General features: G+C 44.1%; 15 protein-coding genes and 1 riboswitch. Of the genes, 3 read left to right on the top strand and 12 right to left on the bottom strand.

Going from position 1 to position 17,426, the window contains the following annotated elements:
- Positions 1-110: 110 nt before the first annotated feature.
- From ACYCSE_RS13670 to desA, 9 genes are all read right to left on the bottom strand, one after another.
- A complete protein-coding gene (locus tag ACYCSE_RS13670; protein WP_459698406.1) occupies positions 111-1,337 on the bottom strand; it encodes an RtcB family protein in 1,227 nt (408 codons plus the stop codon).
- 226 nt (positions 1,338-1,563) lie between these two features.
- The gene (locus ACYCSE_RS13665; protein ID WP_459698405.1) at positions 1,564-3,003 is read right to left on the bottom strand and encodes a purple acid phosphatase family protein; all 1,440 of its coding nucleotides are present in this window, start codon (positions 3,001-3,003) and stop codon (positions 1,564-1,566) included.
- Positions 3,004-3,326: 323 nt separating this feature from the next.
- Positions 3,327-4,328: a Gfo/Idh/MocA family protein gene (locus ACYCSE_RS13660; protein ID WP_459702516.1), complete on the bottom strand. Its 1,002-nt coding sequence runs from the start codon at positions 4,326-4,328 to the stop codon at positions 3,327-3,329.
- Positions 4,329-4,518: 190 nt separating this feature from the next.
- Positions 4,519-5,439 (bottom strand): Rpn family recombination-promoting nuclease/putative transposase, encoded by a 921-nt coding sequence (locus ACYCSE_RS13655; RefSeq protein ID WP_459698404.1) that lies wholly within the window; start codon positions 5,437-5,439, stop codon positions 4,519-4,521.
- 205 nt (positions 5,440-5,644) lie between these two features.
- A complete protein-coding gene (locus tag ACYCSE_RS13650) occupies positions 5,645-6,286 on the bottom strand; it encodes a deoxynucleoside kinase (RefSeq protein WP_459698403.1) in 642 nt (213 codons plus the stop codon).
- Positions 6,286-6,906, bottom strand: coding sequence for a deoxynucleoside kinase (locus ACYCSE_RS13645; RefSeq protein ID WP_061830657.1), 621 nt, complete (start codon positions 6,904-6,906; stop codon positions 6,286-6,288). Before ACYCSE_RS13645 ends, ACYCSE_RS13650 begins: the two co-directional genes overlap by 1 nt.
- Positions 6,907-7,052: 146 nt before the next feature.
- A complete protein-coding gene (locus ACYCSE_RS13640; protein ID WP_017426246.1) occupies positions 7,053-7,652 on the bottom strand; it encodes a response regulator transcription factor in 600 nt (199 codons plus the stop codon).
- A complete protein-coding gene (locus ACYCSE_RS13635; protein WP_250259325.1) occupies positions 7,649-8,782 on the bottom strand; it encodes a sensor histidine kinase in 1,134 nt (377 codons plus the stop codon). The genes ACYCSE_RS13640 and ACYCSE_RS13635 overlap by 4 nt, the downstream gene beginning before the upstream one ends.
- A 68-nt stretch (positions 8,783-8,850) precedes the next feature.
- The gene (gene desA, locus ACYCSE_RS13630) at positions 8,851-9,912 is read right to left on the bottom strand and encodes a Delta(5) desaturase DesA (protein WP_013308916.1); all 1,062 of its coding nucleotides are present in this window, start codon (positions 9,910-9,912) and stop codon (positions 8,851-8,853) included.
- Between the two features lie 213 nt (positions 9,913-10,125).
- Positions 10,126-10,210: riboswitch (ZMP/ZTP riboswitch) on the top strand.
- Between the two features lie 111 nt (positions 10,211-10,321).
- On the opposite strand from desA, the gene ACYCSE_RS13625 reads away from it, so the two are divergent.
- On the top strand, positions 10,322-11,188 hold the full coding sequence (locus ACYCSE_RS13625) for a bifunctional 5,10-methylenetetrahydrofolate dehydrogenase/5,10-methenyltetrahydrofolate cyclohydrolase (protein WP_322174343.1): 867 nt from the start codon (positions 10,322-10,324) through the stop codon (positions 11,186-11,188).
- Entirely contained in the window at positions 11,185-11,820 is a 636-nt protein-coding gene (locus tag ACYCSE_RS13620; protein ID WP_459698402.1) for a cyclodeaminase/cyclohydrolase family protein, read from the top strand. The genes ACYCSE_RS13625 and ACYCSE_RS13620 overlap by 4 nt, the downstream gene beginning before the upstream one ends.
- A gap of 219 nt (positions 11,821-12,039) precedes the next feature.
- Here the strand turns inward: ACYCSE_RS13620 and ACYCSE_RS13615 are convergent, their stop codons facing one another.
- Both ACYCSE_RS13615 and ACYCSE_RS13610 read right to left on the bottom strand, forming a co-directional pair.
- The gene (locus ACYCSE_RS13615) at positions 12,040-13,032 is read right to left on the bottom strand and encodes an ABC transporter substrate-binding protein (RefSeq protein ID WP_235307361.1); all 993 of its coding nucleotides are present in this window, start codon (positions 13,030-13,032) and stop codon (positions 12,040-12,042) included.
- 194 nt (positions 13,033-13,226) lie between these two features.
- Complete coding sequence (locus ACYCSE_RS13610; protein ID WP_165179453.1) at positions 13,227-13,619, bottom strand: winged helix-turn-helix transcriptional regulator; 393 nt, start codon at positions 13,617-13,619, stop codon at positions 13,227-13,229.
- Between the two features lie 143 nt (positions 13,620-13,762).
- Here ACYCSE_RS13610 and ACYCSE_RS13605 point away from each other — a divergent pair, with 143 nt between their 5' ends.
- The gene (locus ACYCSE_RS13605; protein WP_061831600.1) at positions 13,763-14,437 is read left to right on the top strand and encodes an NAD(P)H-dependent oxidoreductase; all 675 of its coding nucleotides are present in this window, start codon (positions 13,763-13,765) and stop codon (positions 14,435-14,437) included.
- Positions 14,438-14,548: 111 nt separating this feature from the next.
- On the opposite strand, the gene ACYCSE_RS13600 is transcribed toward ACYCSE_RS13605, so the two are convergent.
- A complete protein-coding gene (locus ACYCSE_RS13600) occupies positions 14,549-17,416 on the bottom strand; it encodes an S-layer homology domain-containing protein (protein WP_459698401.1) in 2,868 nt (955 codons plus the stop codon).
- Positions 17,417-17,426 lie beyond the last annotated feature (10 nt).

Below are 17,426 nucleotides of genomic sequence, written 5' to 3'. Positions count from 1 at the left end.
AGCTGCTAACAAGTGCACTAAGCAATGAATTCCTTCTATTATATACTCATGCATGTACTCAAAAGACTATGCTCGGCGAATGAACACTTCTGCTGGGCATAGTCTTTTGATTAATCCTTATAAGGGTCAAATTCATTGGCCCCAGCCATGCATACCCCAATAGGCTTCAGTTCATGCATAACTTCTACAGTCTCGGAGTGAGCGTCCAGTACCTCGCGCAGTTTACGGTAGACGAACGGGCTTTCATCTGTACCGGCTCCGCGCAGCTCGACACCATAGTTCCGAACGGCCTCCTTCATCTGTACGTCCGTGATTTGTCCACCACTCCGTGTACGGGTTTTCCAATTCATTTTACCGGCTGCCTGGGTACGACTCATAATACGACCTGCGCCATGGACTGTACTATAGTAGGAATCCCGATTTTCTACCGTATCTCTTCCACGCACAATCACCGAAATATCGCCCATGCTTCCTCCAATAAATCCCATCTGGCCAGGTGCCGAGGGAGTGGCGCCTTTACGGACAACAATGGTGTCACGCCCATCATGCTGTTCTTTCCATGCGTAATTATGGTGATTATGCACAGTAAAGTCCGCTTCGGTTCCCATAATACCAAGCACTTGTTCTATCACATAGTCACGTCCCGCATACGCATAGCGTCCGGCAAGACGCATCGCACGATAGTACATGTCCCCCAGCTCACTGTTCATATCCAGCAGCACAGGCGGCTGATCCATATGCTCTCCCGGCGCCTTTCCGAGAAACTCTCGTCCAGCGGCCAAGTTTAGAAACCCACTTGCTGTTTTGTGGCCAAAGCCCCGACTGCCGAAATGATTGGCAATCCAGACCCGCCCTGTCGCTTCCTCCACGAATATATCAACAAAATGATTGCCACTCCCTACTGTACCCAGCTGTTCTCTCGCTAAGGACTTCAGTTTGTCATGTTCTTGTTTCCCTATCGCTGCATATACCGCCCAGTCCGGGTCATCGAACAGCTCATGGTCTACCTGAATCGCATTCACACGGCCTACGCCAAACGAAATATGACGTGCAATCTCATCCATCACGGCTGAAATACGCGGCATAATATCCGCTGCAAACAGCTTCGTTCTTACCGCCTTATTCCCGCAACCGATATCATACCCGACACCTGAAGGTGAAATTTGTCCGTCATACACCATCACACCGCCAATCGGCTGACTGTAGCCTTTATGATGATCTGCCATCAGCAGCGCCTGAATCACATTCCCGTTTTCGGCACATGTACGTGCTTGAGATAATGCTCCTGGATCAGGTGCTCCCCATACTCGTACTCCATTGATTTCTTGATAAGCCATCGTCGTTTCATCCCATATTTGCAATAAAATTTATATATGTAAAATTGAGTACTCTACTTTAAACTTTGGATCTGTTAATAGCATTATGTACGTTTTACCCGCTTCCGAACAGGGCGTAAGTATTACAAGTACAATAGTAGATATCCCCTAAGAAAATGAAAAAGGATACCCATGCAGCCAACCAGACTGTAGGATATCCTTTTATAATCATTTAGAAACTATGAAATCAATTATACCAATCTTTTTTGAGGATTCCGAATTGATCCACAATAAAAGGTTTGGCATCATTTTTGTTTTGATCAATTTCATACGTTACGGCTTTAAGTTTGTTTCCGTCTATGGTGATGCCAACAAAATTCTGTACCTGTCCTCGTGTAGGTCTACGATTGTCACTCGGATCTGGGCCATATACTGCCGCATGATTCTCTTCAGCTAGTTCAAAGAGATTATAGTACTTATCTCCAAGTTTTTCGCTTGGGTTCTTGTAGTAAACTTTGGGGCCAGCGGTTGCTGGGATGACATAGATACTTCCGTCTGGATTCACACTATATTCAATCGTCTTTTCATTTAACGTATCTTTTACTTTTGTTGGCGTTGTTGCTTTACCCTCTTGATTGATTGGTTTCGTACGTGCATAAATATGATCGTGCCCTTGCACAACAAAGTCGATATCCAGCTCGGCCATTAAAGGTGCAATCTGGTTACGAACTCCGTTACTATCTATGATGTCAGAGTCTGTTGCATGATTAGAGGTGGTATAGGGACCTTTATGAATGTTAACAATGATCCACTTTGCACCTGCCCTTTTGGCTGCCGCAGCATCTTTCTTTAACCATTCAACTTGATCTTCAGAAAAATTGGCATATTTCTCTGAGTCCTCATTGGAGTTCAGTACAATAAAGTGAGCATTGCTGTAATCAAAGGAGTAGTACGCTCCTGTTTTAGTAGCAGAACCAGCTGGTTCATTAATATTAAAGTGATCATAAAAAGCGTAGTTCTCATCCTCGTGATTACCTGCTGAAGAAACAATGGTTGTATTCAAAAGACTTTTTTGTGAATGTCCCAACAACCAGTCCCACTGCTCTTCTTTGGTACCGGTGTCTACAATATCTCCGTTGTGGACTACAAACTGAGCATTACCTACAGTTTGAAGTGCTTTTTCGAGCGTCTGTGAAGACAATATGGCTTCATCTTCGCTTTTTGCTTGTGTATCAGCTAGATCAATGAAGGTAAATTCACCGCTCTTAGGAGCCGTTTGAAACGTACCTGTTTCGCTCCATATCCCGCGCGCTGCATCACCCACACGATAATAATAAGTTGTGTTCGCTTGAAGACCTGTAGCTACGGCTTTATGGACAAGCTCTTCTGCAGAATTGGTCGATGGAGAGGAAGTGCCTTCAAATGTGATAGCTTTCGTAAAATCAGCTTCTGAATCCGTTTTCTTTATTACTTGAATAGTGCTGTTCGTGAGCAGTTTTGAAGTATACCAGGTAAACCCTTTGGAGCCTTTTGTGTCTCCATAAAATGTAGCTGTAATTTTACTAATACCATCTGTGTTCCCTGATGATTCAGCATAGACAGCCGAAGCAGACGGACCAGTAATCAAACCTAGCATAAGAGCAATAGACATAGATGTTGCTGACCATTTTTGAAACTTCTTAAACATGTGTACACTCCTCTTTGCGGTTAAATATGTAAAAGTTATAATTATGATCATAACAATCAATTGTTAATACGTTGTTTTTGGAAATATAGTACTTTGTAAAAATGAAGTTATGAGTGTGTTTTTATCCTACTTTGATCACCGAAGATTATGCTTTAAGTATATAAACCAAAAAAGGCCTACCGGATGTTTGCAAAGTTTGCGAAACCGGCAGCCCTTCTTCCTGTTCTAGGTGCTCTTGACATATAATATTAGACTGACCCCATATAAGAAGCAGTGACGGAGTCTTAGAAAGTTATTAAGGGATTTGTTAAATCGCTAACCAACTAATGTGCAGAAGTATTTTTCAAATCTGCTTCATAACGAAGGCCGAATTGTTGTCTTGCCTCCTCCATCACTTCAGCGACTGTAAGTGAACACTCCAAGGAGTTAATGGAACTGTTGCGTTCACCACTCTTGATCAAATCAATAAATTCCTGAATTTCATAATACATTGGCTCACGCGTCTGAGCTTTGGTTAGATCCTCAATTGTGCCGTCCCGATAATGAATTTTCACCTCATAGGGCTGGCTGATTTTGTCGATCACCATCGTTCCATTCTCACCCTGAATTTCAGCAGGCAGATAGGAATCTGTAATTTTGGAATACATGACGATAGCATCCATATCAGGATACTTCATCACGATACTGCCCTCGCCATCGACACCAGAGGATAAAAGTACACCAACCGCCCGAACCTCCTCAGGTTTGCCGAACAAAGTCACCATAGGATACAAACAATACACACCAAGGTCCATCAAGGAACCATTGGAAAAGGCCGGATTAAACGCATTCAATACCTTACCTTGCTTAAAAGCATCAAAGCGTGAGGAGTATTGACAATAGCTTGCAAAATAACGCCGAACCCGGCCTATTTTATACATATGATCCTTTATTATTTTAAAGTTAGGCATAAGTGTGGATTTAACGGCCTCCATCAGCAGAACATCGTTGTTGCGCGCGGCTTCGATCATGCTCTTCACCTCTGCTGCATTAGACGCAAAGGGTTTCTCACACAACACGTGCTTTCCGTGATTCATACATAAGATCGCCTGCTCCGCATGTAAGGAATTGGGGCTGGCAATATATACGGCATCGACCTGATCACTTGCGGCCATTTGCGCCAGGTCTGTAAAAACCTCCGGCTGGCTGTTATATTTGTCAGCAAAAGCTTTGCCCTTATCCTCTGTGCGTGAGTATACCGCCGTCAGGGAAAATTCGTCCGTCTCCATCGCAGCTTGAATAAACCTCTCTGTTATCCAGTTGGTTCCAATAATACCAAAACGCATCACAGTATCCCATCCTTCCCGTGAGTCATTACAAATTATATGTACCTATTCTCGCATTCCAGCCTAAACTTGTCCACTATACCGTTATTCATACCTCATGCCTCAACATGTTCGTTCGACAAAAAAAGACTGTAGTCTATCAGCATAATTTATACTGATTGTACCACAGTCCCTGTTATTTATTTGGGGTTTACACCTTCAGTGCACGAACTTCAGACTCGGATAAACCGGATGCTTTTGCAATCACTTCGATTTCAAGCCCCATACTCAGCATATTCCGTGCAATTTCAAACGCTTTTTGGCGCTCTCCCTCAACTTTCCCTTCAGCTTTACCTTCAGCTTTACCTTCAATCTTTCCCTCAGCCTTACCTAGCTTTAAGCCTTCTTCCCTTGCGCCTTCGATCATGGAAGCCTCATCATGCAGATACTTTTGTCGGGCTTCGTACTGTAAACGCGCCTCTTTATCCTGACTTAGAAACTCCAGCGTAGTCATCGCCTTTTTCAAACCAGGTTCATTCATGGCTAATACCTCCCATTGAGATGGATTACTTCCCTTTAGAAACAAAAGCCAATTGACCAAGCTACTGCCACCAGCCGGAATCTCGTACTCATCCAGTTTGGGCAGTTCCAAAAAATGCAACTCCATATCATCACTAAACGGAATGCCTGTACGGTCCTCTGTCAAATGAAACACATTATGATATCGGGTGTTCGGCAGGAAAGAGTAATTCAAAATGTTGATTGTTACACACTTTCTCAGCAGTTTGTAAGATTGGCCTTCGTATAATTGTCCCGCATACTGCTTACTCCAATAGAATAAGGTTCGTTTATCCATGTCATATTTATTAAAAAGTTGCATCTCCACATTAATAAGCTGACCTTCCGACGTTCTGGCTCGAATATCCAAAATAGACTGCTTATCACGCGGGGCGTCTTTATCCGTATACGGATTCAGAAGTATAATTTCTGTTAATGAAGGTTTCCCTGCCTCCTCAAAGGTACGATTTAGAAAAGTTAAAAGAACATCACGGTTTTCCTCGCTTCCGAAAATGCGCTTAAACAAAAAATCGTTGCGGGGGTCCAGCATTTCTACCAATAGAATCAGCTCCATCTGCTCATATTATACCACGCCAATGAATAAGAAAACACAACAAAGAACATATGTTCTCGTATTTATCAATCGATAATATATCATCTTTATGAGTGTCAAGCCATATTCCTGATGGATCATTTTCAGTATGCCTACCTGCACATATGTGCAAAGCTTTATAGATGTTAAACACGAAAAAACCGTCCTCGCGGACGGTCAATAATCTCTATTTTTTGGAGATAACCTTGCCTACTTCCGCCAAAATGGCGTCCATGGATGCAGGGTCGTGTACATCATACTCATCAATGTTCAGACGCAGCACAGGACAGGCATCAAATTCGTTGATCCAGTTGGAATATCTGCGATGCATTTGCTCCCAATAAGAACGCTCGGTCTGGATCTCCATCTCGCGACCACGCTCCTTAATCCGACTCAGTATGGAAGGCAAGCTGCCTTCCAAATAGATCAACACATCAGGGTGCGGGAAAAACGGTGTCATCACCATCGCCTCAAACAGGCTAGTATACGTTTCATAATCGGTAGGGTTCATCGTTCCCTGATCGGCATGCATTTTCGCAAAAATGCCTGTGTCCTCATAAATAGAACGATCCTGTACAAAACCTCCACCAGACAAGAAAATATTCTTTTGTTCCTTGAAGCGTTCCGCGAGAAAATAAATTTGCAAATGAAAGCTCCATCTTTCGAAATCGTGGTAAAATTTCTCCAGATAGGGATTATGATCAACCTGCTCCAAAGAGGTTTTAAAACCAAGACGTCCGGCCAAAGCACCAGTCAGTGTGGATTTACCTACACCCACTGTGCCCGCTACCGTAATCAGGGCATTCGCAGGAATGTTGTAATTATTCACTATATAAGCTCCTTTACATCGGAAACAATTTGTTTAAATTGTGCCTGATTTTCTACAAAATCAATTTCATTCCCGTTCACGGTCAATATACGAGGGGAAGGGGACTGTTCAGCGAGAAACTGCATGCCTTTATCATAATCTATGATCAATTGCTCCAGATAGGCGGGGTCCATCTCCTGTTCAAAAGAGCGTGCACGCTTGCGAATTCTCCCCAGCAAGGTATCCAAATCTGCTCTAATATAAATGATAATGTCCGGCTTAGGCATATCGTCTGTGAGCAAATGATAGATTTGACGATATTTTTCGAGCTTCACACCCTTAAGCGTACGTTCGGCAAAAATTAAATTCTTGTAGATATGGTAATCAGAAATAACGGGCTGAGCTTTCTCGATATATTGCAGACCGGTATCCTCCAGCTGCTTGTACCGATTGCAGAGAAAGAACATTTCCAGCTGAAAACTCCACTCATCTATATTTTGATAAAATTTATCGAGAAATGGGTTCTCCTCGACAATCTCTTTGATCATCGGCAAATGTAGCTCGGTTGAAAGCATCGAAGCTAACGTCGTTTTACCTGCTCCGATCGGCCCTTCAACGGCTATAAATGGGGCTTGTTTCATGGGGTTCTGCTCCTCCTTGTACTCCAGTCCATCCTGTGGACAACTATCCTATTGTATCACAAGGTAGTACGCTAAAGGCATACCAAATCTATGGATAAAACAAAAAAAACAGAGCGCTACATTTTGCTTCATAGCGTCTCTGTTTCTCATTTAAACCAACCTTTTTCATTAAAACGTGTAATTGCCTCAATCCGGTTACTGACACCCAGCTTATCGAGAATGACTGAAATATAATTGCGCACCGTCCCTGTCGTTAAATACAGTTCACCAGCAATCTCTTTTGTGTTCTTTCCGTCAGCGATGAGCGCTAAAACGGTCTTTTCACGCTCTGTTAGCGGGTTGACTTCGGCATAAGCATCATCGACCAGTTCCGGGGCATAGATACGCCGACCTGCCATAATACTTCGAATGGAGGAAGCCAGCTCTTCACTAGGACTGTCCTTGAGCAAATAACCGTGTGTCCCCGCCTTGATCGCTCGTTCAAAATACCCGGGACGGGCAAACGTAGTTAAAATCAGCACCTTGCAGTTCAAGCCTTTGAGTTCCTCAGCCGCATCCAATCCGCTCTTGATCGGCATTTCGATGTCCATAATGCATATATCGGGCTGGTGCAGCTTCACCAGTTCTATAGCTTCTTCCCCGTTGCTAGCTTTTCCGACTACTTTCATGTCCTCTTCCAAGTCCAGCAGGGAGGCTAGAGCACCCAGCAGCATACGCTGGTCCTCCGCGATGACAATTCGAATCATGGCCCCACCTCCTCATTCGGCTTTTCAGTGATATTGGGCACTTTAATGACCAAGGTCGTTCCCTGATCTGAACGCAGCTCCATACATCCGTTCACGAATTCGAGCCTTTCTTTCATACCTTTCAGGCCGTTTCCACGAAAGGTTCCATTTTCTCTCGTAATACCGACTCCATTATCCTGAATCCGAAGGGTTAATTCCTTACGAGACGGCTCAATGGTGATGGAACAAGCGGTGGCTCCACTGTGCTTAACCACATTTGTCACTGCTTCCTTCATACACATACTAAGGACATTTTCATTCATTAATGATGTATGCTCCAGCTTCGGGTCGCCCTCTAGAGTCAATTCAATGTGAGCAGCCTTTAAAATCTGCCGAATACGTAGCAGTTCATCCTCTAGTCGCATACCGCGCATTTGAGTAACCATTTCCCGCACCTCTTTTAGTGCGCTTCTCGCCGTGAGACGAACATCGTTAATTTCAGCATGGGCCCGCTCCGGGTACTGATCCATCAGTTTGCCCGCCAAATCGCTCTTCAGTCCGATGAGTGACAGCTTCTGACCTAAGGTATCGTGCAGGTCACGCGCAATTCTTTGCCGTTCCTCCAGCTTAATCAATTCCGATATTTTCTTATTGGCATCTTCTAATTGGACTTGGAGCCGATCACTTTTGTTGCGATTAAAATTCGTAATCGGAAGGAGAATCACACCGATCAGATTGAGCAGGATAAAAGGAATCTGTTTAATAAAAATGGGATTCTGAGAAACAAAACCGTAATTGATCAATCCAATCGTAATAACCATTAAAATGATATACAGCGTCGTAAATGCAGCCTTACTTTTAATATTACCGATCAGATAGGCGATAAATATGGAAAAATACATATAGCTAAACAGCAGTGTCATGGTAATCGATATGGCAATTTGTACACTGGTCCAAAAGTATATAAGCCAGCCTTTCGAGACAAAAGCCAATACATAACATGCAAAAAACACCAAAATAATAGCAGTACCCAGAATAATATGACTTGTAGATGAAGAGCTAAAGTAGTAAAAGGGCAGGATATAAAAGACGACCCACACATAAGGGCTAAGTCCCGTATTTCTTTGAAAAATCTGATACCATTTTTGCATCCTGCCCACCCTCTTCTACTTCACATGACTTATATCCCTTATCTTATCATACCAAGTTTCATACAACGTTATTTTCTTTCTGTGCTTACAACAGGTGTAGGGATGGGTTTCGTGACTGCAACACGTTTGCTGAGGAGCGGCTTCACTTGTTTAAAGGTCAAAAAGGTTTTCGTATTTTCATCCCAAAGGCGGAACTTCAAAGATTGCAGACTGCTACTCACTGTGATCGTGGTTGCTTTTTGAAGTAACGGTGTCGCTTCATGTGCTTTTTCCAAATTATAATTTGGCACTTTGGGGCTCAAATGATGAACGTGATGAAATCCGATATTCCCCGTGATCCATTGCAATACTTTAGGAAGCTTGTAGTAAGAACTGCCTTCTACGGCTGCATTAATATAACTCCACTCTTCATCGTGCTCAAAATACGAATCCTCAAATTGATGTTGTACATAGAACAACCAGATGCCCAACATACCGGATACAAAAAAGATAGGTGCCTGTACCAGAAGGAAGGCCTGCCATCCAATAGCCCAGCACAACAGTGCATACAATGCAACGATGGATATATTCGTCACATGAGTGTTCATTTTTTCCTTGCGTTTGGCTGTCTTGATATTAAAGCGATAGGAAATCAAAAAAGTATAGATCGGACCTAGTCCGAACATAACCCAAGGATTTCGATATATGCGATAGGCCAGCCGTGTCCATGTGGAAGCCTCTGTGTACTCTTCTACCGTAAGCACCCACATGTCACCTGTGCCTCTTTTATCCAGATTACTGCTGGTTGCATGGTGGATCGCATGACTATTTTTCCATTGATGATAAGGACAGAGCGTAATAATACCTGTAATCGTTCCCACAATGTCGTTCAGCTTGCGGCTTTTGAAGAAGGATTGATGACCACAATCATGAAAAATAATAAACGTCCGTACCACAAACCCTGATGCAACAATGGCAATGGGAAGCGTCAGCCAGTACGAAACCGACAGGCTAAGATAAGCAGCATACCACAATAGGATCAGTGGACCCAAAGTATTGATGAGTTGCAGAACGCTGGATTTCGTGTTTATTTTCTCGTAGGGAGCCATATTTTTTTTCAATTGGGCTAATGGGAGTTGTGTCATACTCATTATGATCCTCCTTTAAAATGACGCCTATACCTTGATCCTGTTAGGCGTACATGTTGATCTAATCTCAGTATAAGGTGAAGACTGTAGACGCTGTAGTCATAAACGTCAGCTCGGGTATATGACATTTGTCATATAGACAAGTAACATAACCCCTTTTCCAAATGTTCGCGGGTTTCTTTTCTGAGGATTATTTGTTAAAATATAAGACATAATAACGCTGTATGTGACTGGCGAAGTCAGTGGAATGAACCACGAGGGAGCATACAAAAAAAGCGTACCGTTCGCCTGGGAGAAGTATTTGCAGAGGATTCGTCTGTCTTGACGACCTTGTGCAAATACTTTTTTTCGTTTACAAGACCATGACACCCTGTTGATAAATCACGCGATAAATTCAGAGGAGGCTCGGACTATGGCTATTATCATGAAATCCAAAGAAGCAGCTGAGCAAGTATATGCAACGATCCGTTCACAGGTAGAAGAAATGAAGCAGCAAGGACACCGTCCCCATCTGGCGACCCTATTGGTAGAAGGTGATCCGGCATCTGCCTACTATGCCCGGACCAAGCAAAAAATAGCGGAGAAGCTGGGCATCTCATTTCATCTCCATACTTTTGATCGTCATGTTAGCGAAACCGAGCTACTGCACCTGATCAGCAGTCTGAACGATGCATCCCATGTACATGGTATTATGCTGGAACTGCCGCTTCCCCAACATCTTTCCGCCTCCGTTATTAAACAATCCATCGCCCCCTACAAGGATATTGATGGGATTACACCTGATAACAAGCTGGCTACCGTAACAGGTGACGCCGGACTATATCCCGCAACACCTCAAGCCTGTATCGAGCTGCTCAAGCATTACGGTCACACATTGGCAGGCAAAAATGTCACTCTCGTGGGCATCGGACAGACAGTGGGACTTCCCCTTTTCCACATGTTGCAAAGAGAAAATGCCACCGTTACCGCCTGTCATGCAGGAACACGTGATATTGCAGAGCATTTGAGCCATGCAGACATTGCCTTCGTCGCAGTCGGATGCCCTGATGTGATTACACAGGATATGGTTCATCCCGGTCTGATTTTGGTAGATGCGGGAATTAATGAGACGCTAGAGGGAAAAATAGTGGGGGATGCCGCTTTAGACGTTGGGGAAAAGGTCCATGCCATTTCTCCGGTTCCCGGCGGTGTTGGCACCTTAACAACTGCGATTTTGTATAAAAATCTGCTCAAAGCAATACATCTGCAACACTACTCCAGAGAGGTGGTCTATTCATGAGTGAACTGTCGTGGAATCATTCCATCGGGCATTTTCTAAAAGAGGCTGCAAGTGCAGCGCCTACCCCCGGCGGAGGAAGTGTATCCGCACTGGCTGCGGCACTAGGCGCGGCTATGACCTCCATGACCGCCAACCTTTCACAAGGAGAAAAATATGCGCATATCCATGAACAAATCACGGACGTCATTAGCAGCATGGAAAGATTGTCTACACATTGTGAGGAACTAATGGTCGCAGACATCCAATCCTTTGAACAGTACATGACCGCGCTGCGTTTGCCCAAGGAAACGGACGAAGAAAAGCGCTATCGTACCCATTCCTTACAGACAGCGGTGATCGCTGCCATTGAGGTACCCATGCGCCTGCTGGAAGTATGCCGGGACGGATTGTCACAAGCCTACAACATTGTGGAAATGTCCAATAAAAATGTGATTTCGGATCTTGGCATCGGCGCGATCTTGTTCGAAGCCGCCGCTCAATCTGCCCTGCTTACCGTCGACATTAACCTTGCTTCGCTGAAAGATTTGGATGTCAAATACTCCTATGAGACCAAGACAGCCGCAATCATCCGTGAAATCGGACAGATCAAAGAACAAACCTTGTTGATGGTGCGCAGTCGAATAGCGAATTAGATTGCTCGTAACCGTGTTTAACCTGTTCCAAAACATTTCTTCAAAAAAATAGCTGATTGGATACAAAAAGAAGATACTATTGAAATTACGACAAAATAGTAAATTAAAAACCAGTCCAAACATGATTCATGTTGGACTGGTTTTTAATGCTATATACTGCGTATAATATGCGAATTCCTATCTGTTTTGGGCAATTCATTACAACGCAGAATCTCACATCTATTGTTTAGCTTTATTCTCTTTTTCTCTTTCGACCAGCATATCTACGATCATATCAATTTGCCCGGTAATAGCGATTGGATCATAACGATAATACGTATCAAAATCGTTAAAGAACACTCTATTGTTCTTCACCGCTGGAAGATTCCCCCACACAGCGGACGACTTTAGTTGTTTGAGCGCGTCACCCTTTTTCTCGGGGTCATACGTAGTCAGGAACATATAATCTGCGTCATACTGTGGCAATACCTCCATCGAAAGCTGCACCGTTTGTTCCTTGGAGTTCACTGTTTTCTTTGGCATGTTCAGTTTAAGCGCATTGTATACAGCTTGGCCGCCGCGACCCGCATTGTCACCAAAGATCCAAAGTGCGTGCTTGTCCGTCAGCTCATACAAACCGAAAGTTGCCTTTTCGTCAATCACACCTTTAAGACGTGCGCGACCTTCAGCGGCCTTTTTATCAAATGCAGTAATAAATTGCTCGGCCTTCTCCTTTTCCCCAGTGATATCGCCGAACAGCTTGACCGTATCATAGATATTAGTCGTCGTACCGTACGGAATGTACAGGGTAGGTGCGATTTTAGACAAAGCCTCATAATTCGTATCCTTCATAACCACGATCAGATCGGGTTTGAGTTCCAGCGTCTTTTCCAAATTGGTCGGATCACCCACCTCTTTGGTTCCTTTTTCCTTCAGCAAATCGGTCAGAAAAGGATTTTGAAACGCAGTCGGCTCCACACCCACCACGTTAGCACCCACGGACAGCAATTCTCCGCCGTAAAAATCCGTTACAATGCGCTGTGGCTTAGCAGGAATTTGAATATCCCCTTTAACCGTTTTAAAGCTTCTAGTCTCTCCAGTAGTAGCCGACTCTTGCTTATCTTCTGAAGATGAAGCCGGACTACTTCCATTATTATTTCCGCCGCAAGCGCTGATGAATACAGACAATACAAGTAACATAGCTGTCATCATAAAATACGATTTTCTTTTCAACTGATTAGCCCCCTATATATTGTGGAGATGATCTCCAATACAGATGATAATGATTATCAATATCGTAAGAAATATATCAAGCGTCGTCCTTGCTGTCAACTGAAAAACGAACTTTGCATCATTTCACTTTAAAAAACAAAAGACCTGCCAAAAAATGATGGCCAGGTCTTTTTTCGTGGAGCCGTCTCAAAAACCTACACATTGGGGCTAGGCTGCTGAAGGCTGCTTTCTGATGATCGCTGTTTTGTTTTATATTCTTCTCCCCAATCCTTCATCAGGTTAATAATCGGGATCAGCGTTTTTCCAAATTCAGTTAGAGAGTATTCGACCTTAGGAGGAACCTGTTGGTAGACTTCACGGTGAACGACTCCGTCCTCTTCCAGCTCGCGCAATTGGAGTGTCAGCATACGCTGAGTAATTCCCGGACAGATCCGCCGAAAATCACTAAATCGCTTAGTCCCATACATGAGATGATATAGAATAATCCCTTTCCATTTGCCCCCAATCACGTCCAGCGTGAACTCAACTGGACACGCCTGATCATTTCCAGCGGTACATTCCCCAAAGCCGCCTTTCCGATTGCGCATAGGCTTTTCTCCTCCTTGGTATCATTTTATATACTACAGCACATTAATGTGCGTACTTCAAAAACGATCATGTATATTCTAATATTAAGCATGTCACTTGGTAAGCGTCAATTTTAATCACATCCATAAGGAGTGGAATAACGATGGAAACCTTAACTACTACTAAAGATCAAATCTTATCTGCATACGAGTTCAGACATGCAACGAAGGAATTTGATAGTCATAAGAAAATTAGCGATTCCGATTTTGATTTTATTCTTGAAACCGGTCGTTTATCTCCAAGCTCATTTGGCTTTGAACCTTGGAAATTTGTTGTCGTTCAGAGTAAAGCTATGCGTGAGAAGCTGCTGCCTTACTCTTGGGGGGCGCAAAAACAACTGCCAACAGCCAGCCATTTTGTACTCATCCTCTCTAGACTTCCTGAAGATATGGTAGCCTCCTCCGATTATATCAAGAGTATGATGGAGAACGTACAACAATTACCCGCTGAAGTGATTCAAGGCAGAGAAAAAGTGTATGATGCCTTTCTAAAATCTGATTTTGGGCTGGAGGAAAATAAAAGAGCCTTGTTCGAGTGGGGCTGCCGACAAACCTACATCGCACTGGGTAACATGATGACTGCCGCAGCTCAAATCGGCATTGATTCCTGTCCTATCGAAGGTTTTAATAAACAGGAAATCGAACGCATCCTCTCCGAAGAAGGCATCATGGATGCCGAGCATTTCGGTATTTCCTGTATGGTGGCATTTGGATACCGTCTGAACGAGCCGCGCGGCAAAACCCGGCGATCTGTAGATCAGGTTATTGAATGGGTGTAAAACGCGGAATATCCTTCTTTAAAGCAAAGGGCGCTCCAAGCCATTTCCATGGCTAGGGGCGCCCTCTTTACATAAAACTCAGTTCCTAAAAGTGTTGTCACTTCATAACGCCTACTGATAATTTACTTCTTCTGCAAAGTAAATATCCTTCAAACGATCCTTTACGCGTTGAATTTCATCTGCTGTTAAAGGAGCCGTTGGACATAGCTTGAAGTTCCTTCCGCTGACATAGCTTACGTCCGTGTGACCATCCAAGTTGTAGGCCATCTTCGGAACCGGTTTTCGGGTATAATCGGTAAAGTCAATAATGGACCATGCCGCATCTCCATCCTCTTTGGATAAAATAATCCGCTGTGAGGCATTTTCGGTCCACAAATAGCGTAGATTCGCTGGTGAATTATTGGAATCCATAGCCGTCTTAATACCTGAGCCTCTAAACATGAGCGTAAACTCCGTATGATCATTATTGGATCCTGCTACCGATTCATAAATCTGTTTCAGCCCGTCCACGCCTACAATCTCAACCTCACGGTCAACAGGGAAGTGATTCACAAAGTTCTCCCATATTGGGCCCATGTTATGGGTGTTGGCAAGTGCATTAATGTCCAAAATAATGGACAAGTAGTTGACTGTATTTATACGTTGATAAGGGTTATCCAAATATTGCTGTACTATATACAGTTGTGGTGCCGCATCCGTCTCCGTCACATACGGGTCACCCGGATGAAGAGTCCAGCGTGAGGAATCTTTGGTATAGCGTGATCCAATCGGATCAATCGTAACCGAGTTCATGAATACGGTACCGCTATTATCAGCAATTCCTTGTGCGGGAACAATCGGATTGTCCTTATGGGACCAGTAAGGCATCAAGGGTGAGCCCTCACCATACATGCCGTTGACATTATATTGTGTAGCCGACCATCCCATCGCGGATGTAATCCGATAGTGATCTTTAAGCCATTGAGTCTGTTCGGGATTCACCGTAAAGCTGGTCAATGATTTCGGAAGATACTTCCGATATTGGTCTGTATCCATGCTTTCAAACACGGATGGTGATCCCATTGTACCGGATTGGTGCAGCTCATTGAATGCATTGTAACGATACATGTATAGCCACTCACCCATCTTTGCTTCCCAAACAGGAAGCCCAGGCTCGGACTGGTTCGGGTACCCCGCCAGAATTCCGACTTCATCTCCATACTGATCGACGAATGCCAGAACCTGTTTAAGCTGTGGTCGATTCGCTTCTACAAAAACAAATCCATTTTGCAAGGCCCATGTCACTTTAATGTTGGGACCAAAGTGATCCATTAGCAATTGACGAGATTGCTTGATTTGGTCTACCGTAGTCGCGCTTCCCTGCAGCATGATGGAGACAGCAAAATATTGCTTTTTGCGTTCTCCAGGTTCTACCGTTAATTCCGCATCGGATGTGAGGTGAATTCCCTGGGATGGTGAATCAACTTCAATCTTTAATGGAATGACCGAGTTCACTGCCGGAATCAAATGCAGGTTGGCAATCTTTCCATCCTCGTCAAATATTCCTCTGGAATCCTCTACCCGAAGCTTCAAGTCTGACGGCAGTAATTCAGGAGCTATAACCTCTCCTTTAGCATTATGAAATACGTAGGACATATTCCAAGCAGCAGGATCTAAGGTTGCGGCCTCTGAAATGGTATACGTGGCCAAGTATACGGACCTGATTACGTTTGAAGGCTCTGCCGGTGGAGTCTTCCCTTTCACGATCAGCTTGGTCTGAGCTGTAAGGACCTGATAAGGTTTGGCAATAGTGACCTTCATTTCTACAGGAATGAGGCTGTCCGCAGCCGGAATATTTTCGGGATGTGCGATTTTCCCTTGTTCATCAAAAATACCTAACCTATCACTAAATGTGTACGTAACACTTGTGACGCTGGCAGCAGGAATGCTTACTGGTCGCCCTCCATTGTAGAGCTGAAAAGATAGCTGATACGAAGGGTACCTTTCCGGCTGATTTACCAGCTCCTGCGCCTTGATTACGACCTCATCTACCAGAAAATCCGAAGAATGATCCGGTGGAAGCACTGGTGGATCTGCCGGAATTACTGGTGGTTTGGGGTTAGGTCCCGGTGGTGTAACTGGCGGTTCCGGCTTCGGCTCCGGTGGTGTCACCGGCGACTCCGGTGAATCGGGGCTTGGGCGATGCTTTTTAGGCTCCTCAATTTCCGAATTCACAGGTTGTTGACTAATTTCCGGTGTCAAATCGACCGTGATCTTCTTCGATTCTTGTTGGCTGGCCGTCTGAGGTATCGCTACAGTTCCACTTCCTAATAACTCCAGCAAACGCTTGGCACGTTCTCTCAGACCTCCACCGCCTAACCATATCCGATAAGCAACCAGCGTGGCGTCCTGCCGTCTCACAGACTCTTTAGGATGGAAATAGTGATTCGTATCTCCCTCGATCAGTTCCAGCCGTTCCATCAGCCATACGCTCGTTTGTGCATAATCTGATATATCAGATTGATCCACAAAACTGGATATACCAACCGATCGGGTATCTTCAGTAACACCAAAATAGCGGGCATACCAAACGGCCATATCCTGACGAGTCATATTATGCTTGGCACCGAATAATTGATCACTAATTCCTTTCGTAATTCTCTCTTCCTGTAAGGCCTGTACATAAGGTAGAGCCCATGGTGACACATCACGAAAAGAAGTTACGCCTCTGTTATTCGATGTTCGCTTTAAGGTTTTAGCGAAAATGCTTGCCCATTCCTGTCGCGAGATAAAATGTAAAGGTCGAAAGCTCCCATCCTGATAACCCGTAACATAACCTTGAGCAGCCATGGTCTCAATCGCATCAGCTGCATAGGAATGTTCGATATCATTAAAGGCTCTGTCCGCAAAAACAGGCGCACTATGTATACAGAACAACCAGACAGCCAGTAAACCAGCCATGTAAAGCCTAATTTGTTTTAACTTTTTCTCATAATTCATTATTCGAGAT

The organism is Paenibacillus sp. SEL1 (genome assembly GCF_054602535.1).
The sequence above is the reverse complement of the archived record's forward strand: the minus strand, read 5'-3'. Positions and strand labels throughout refer to the sequence as shown.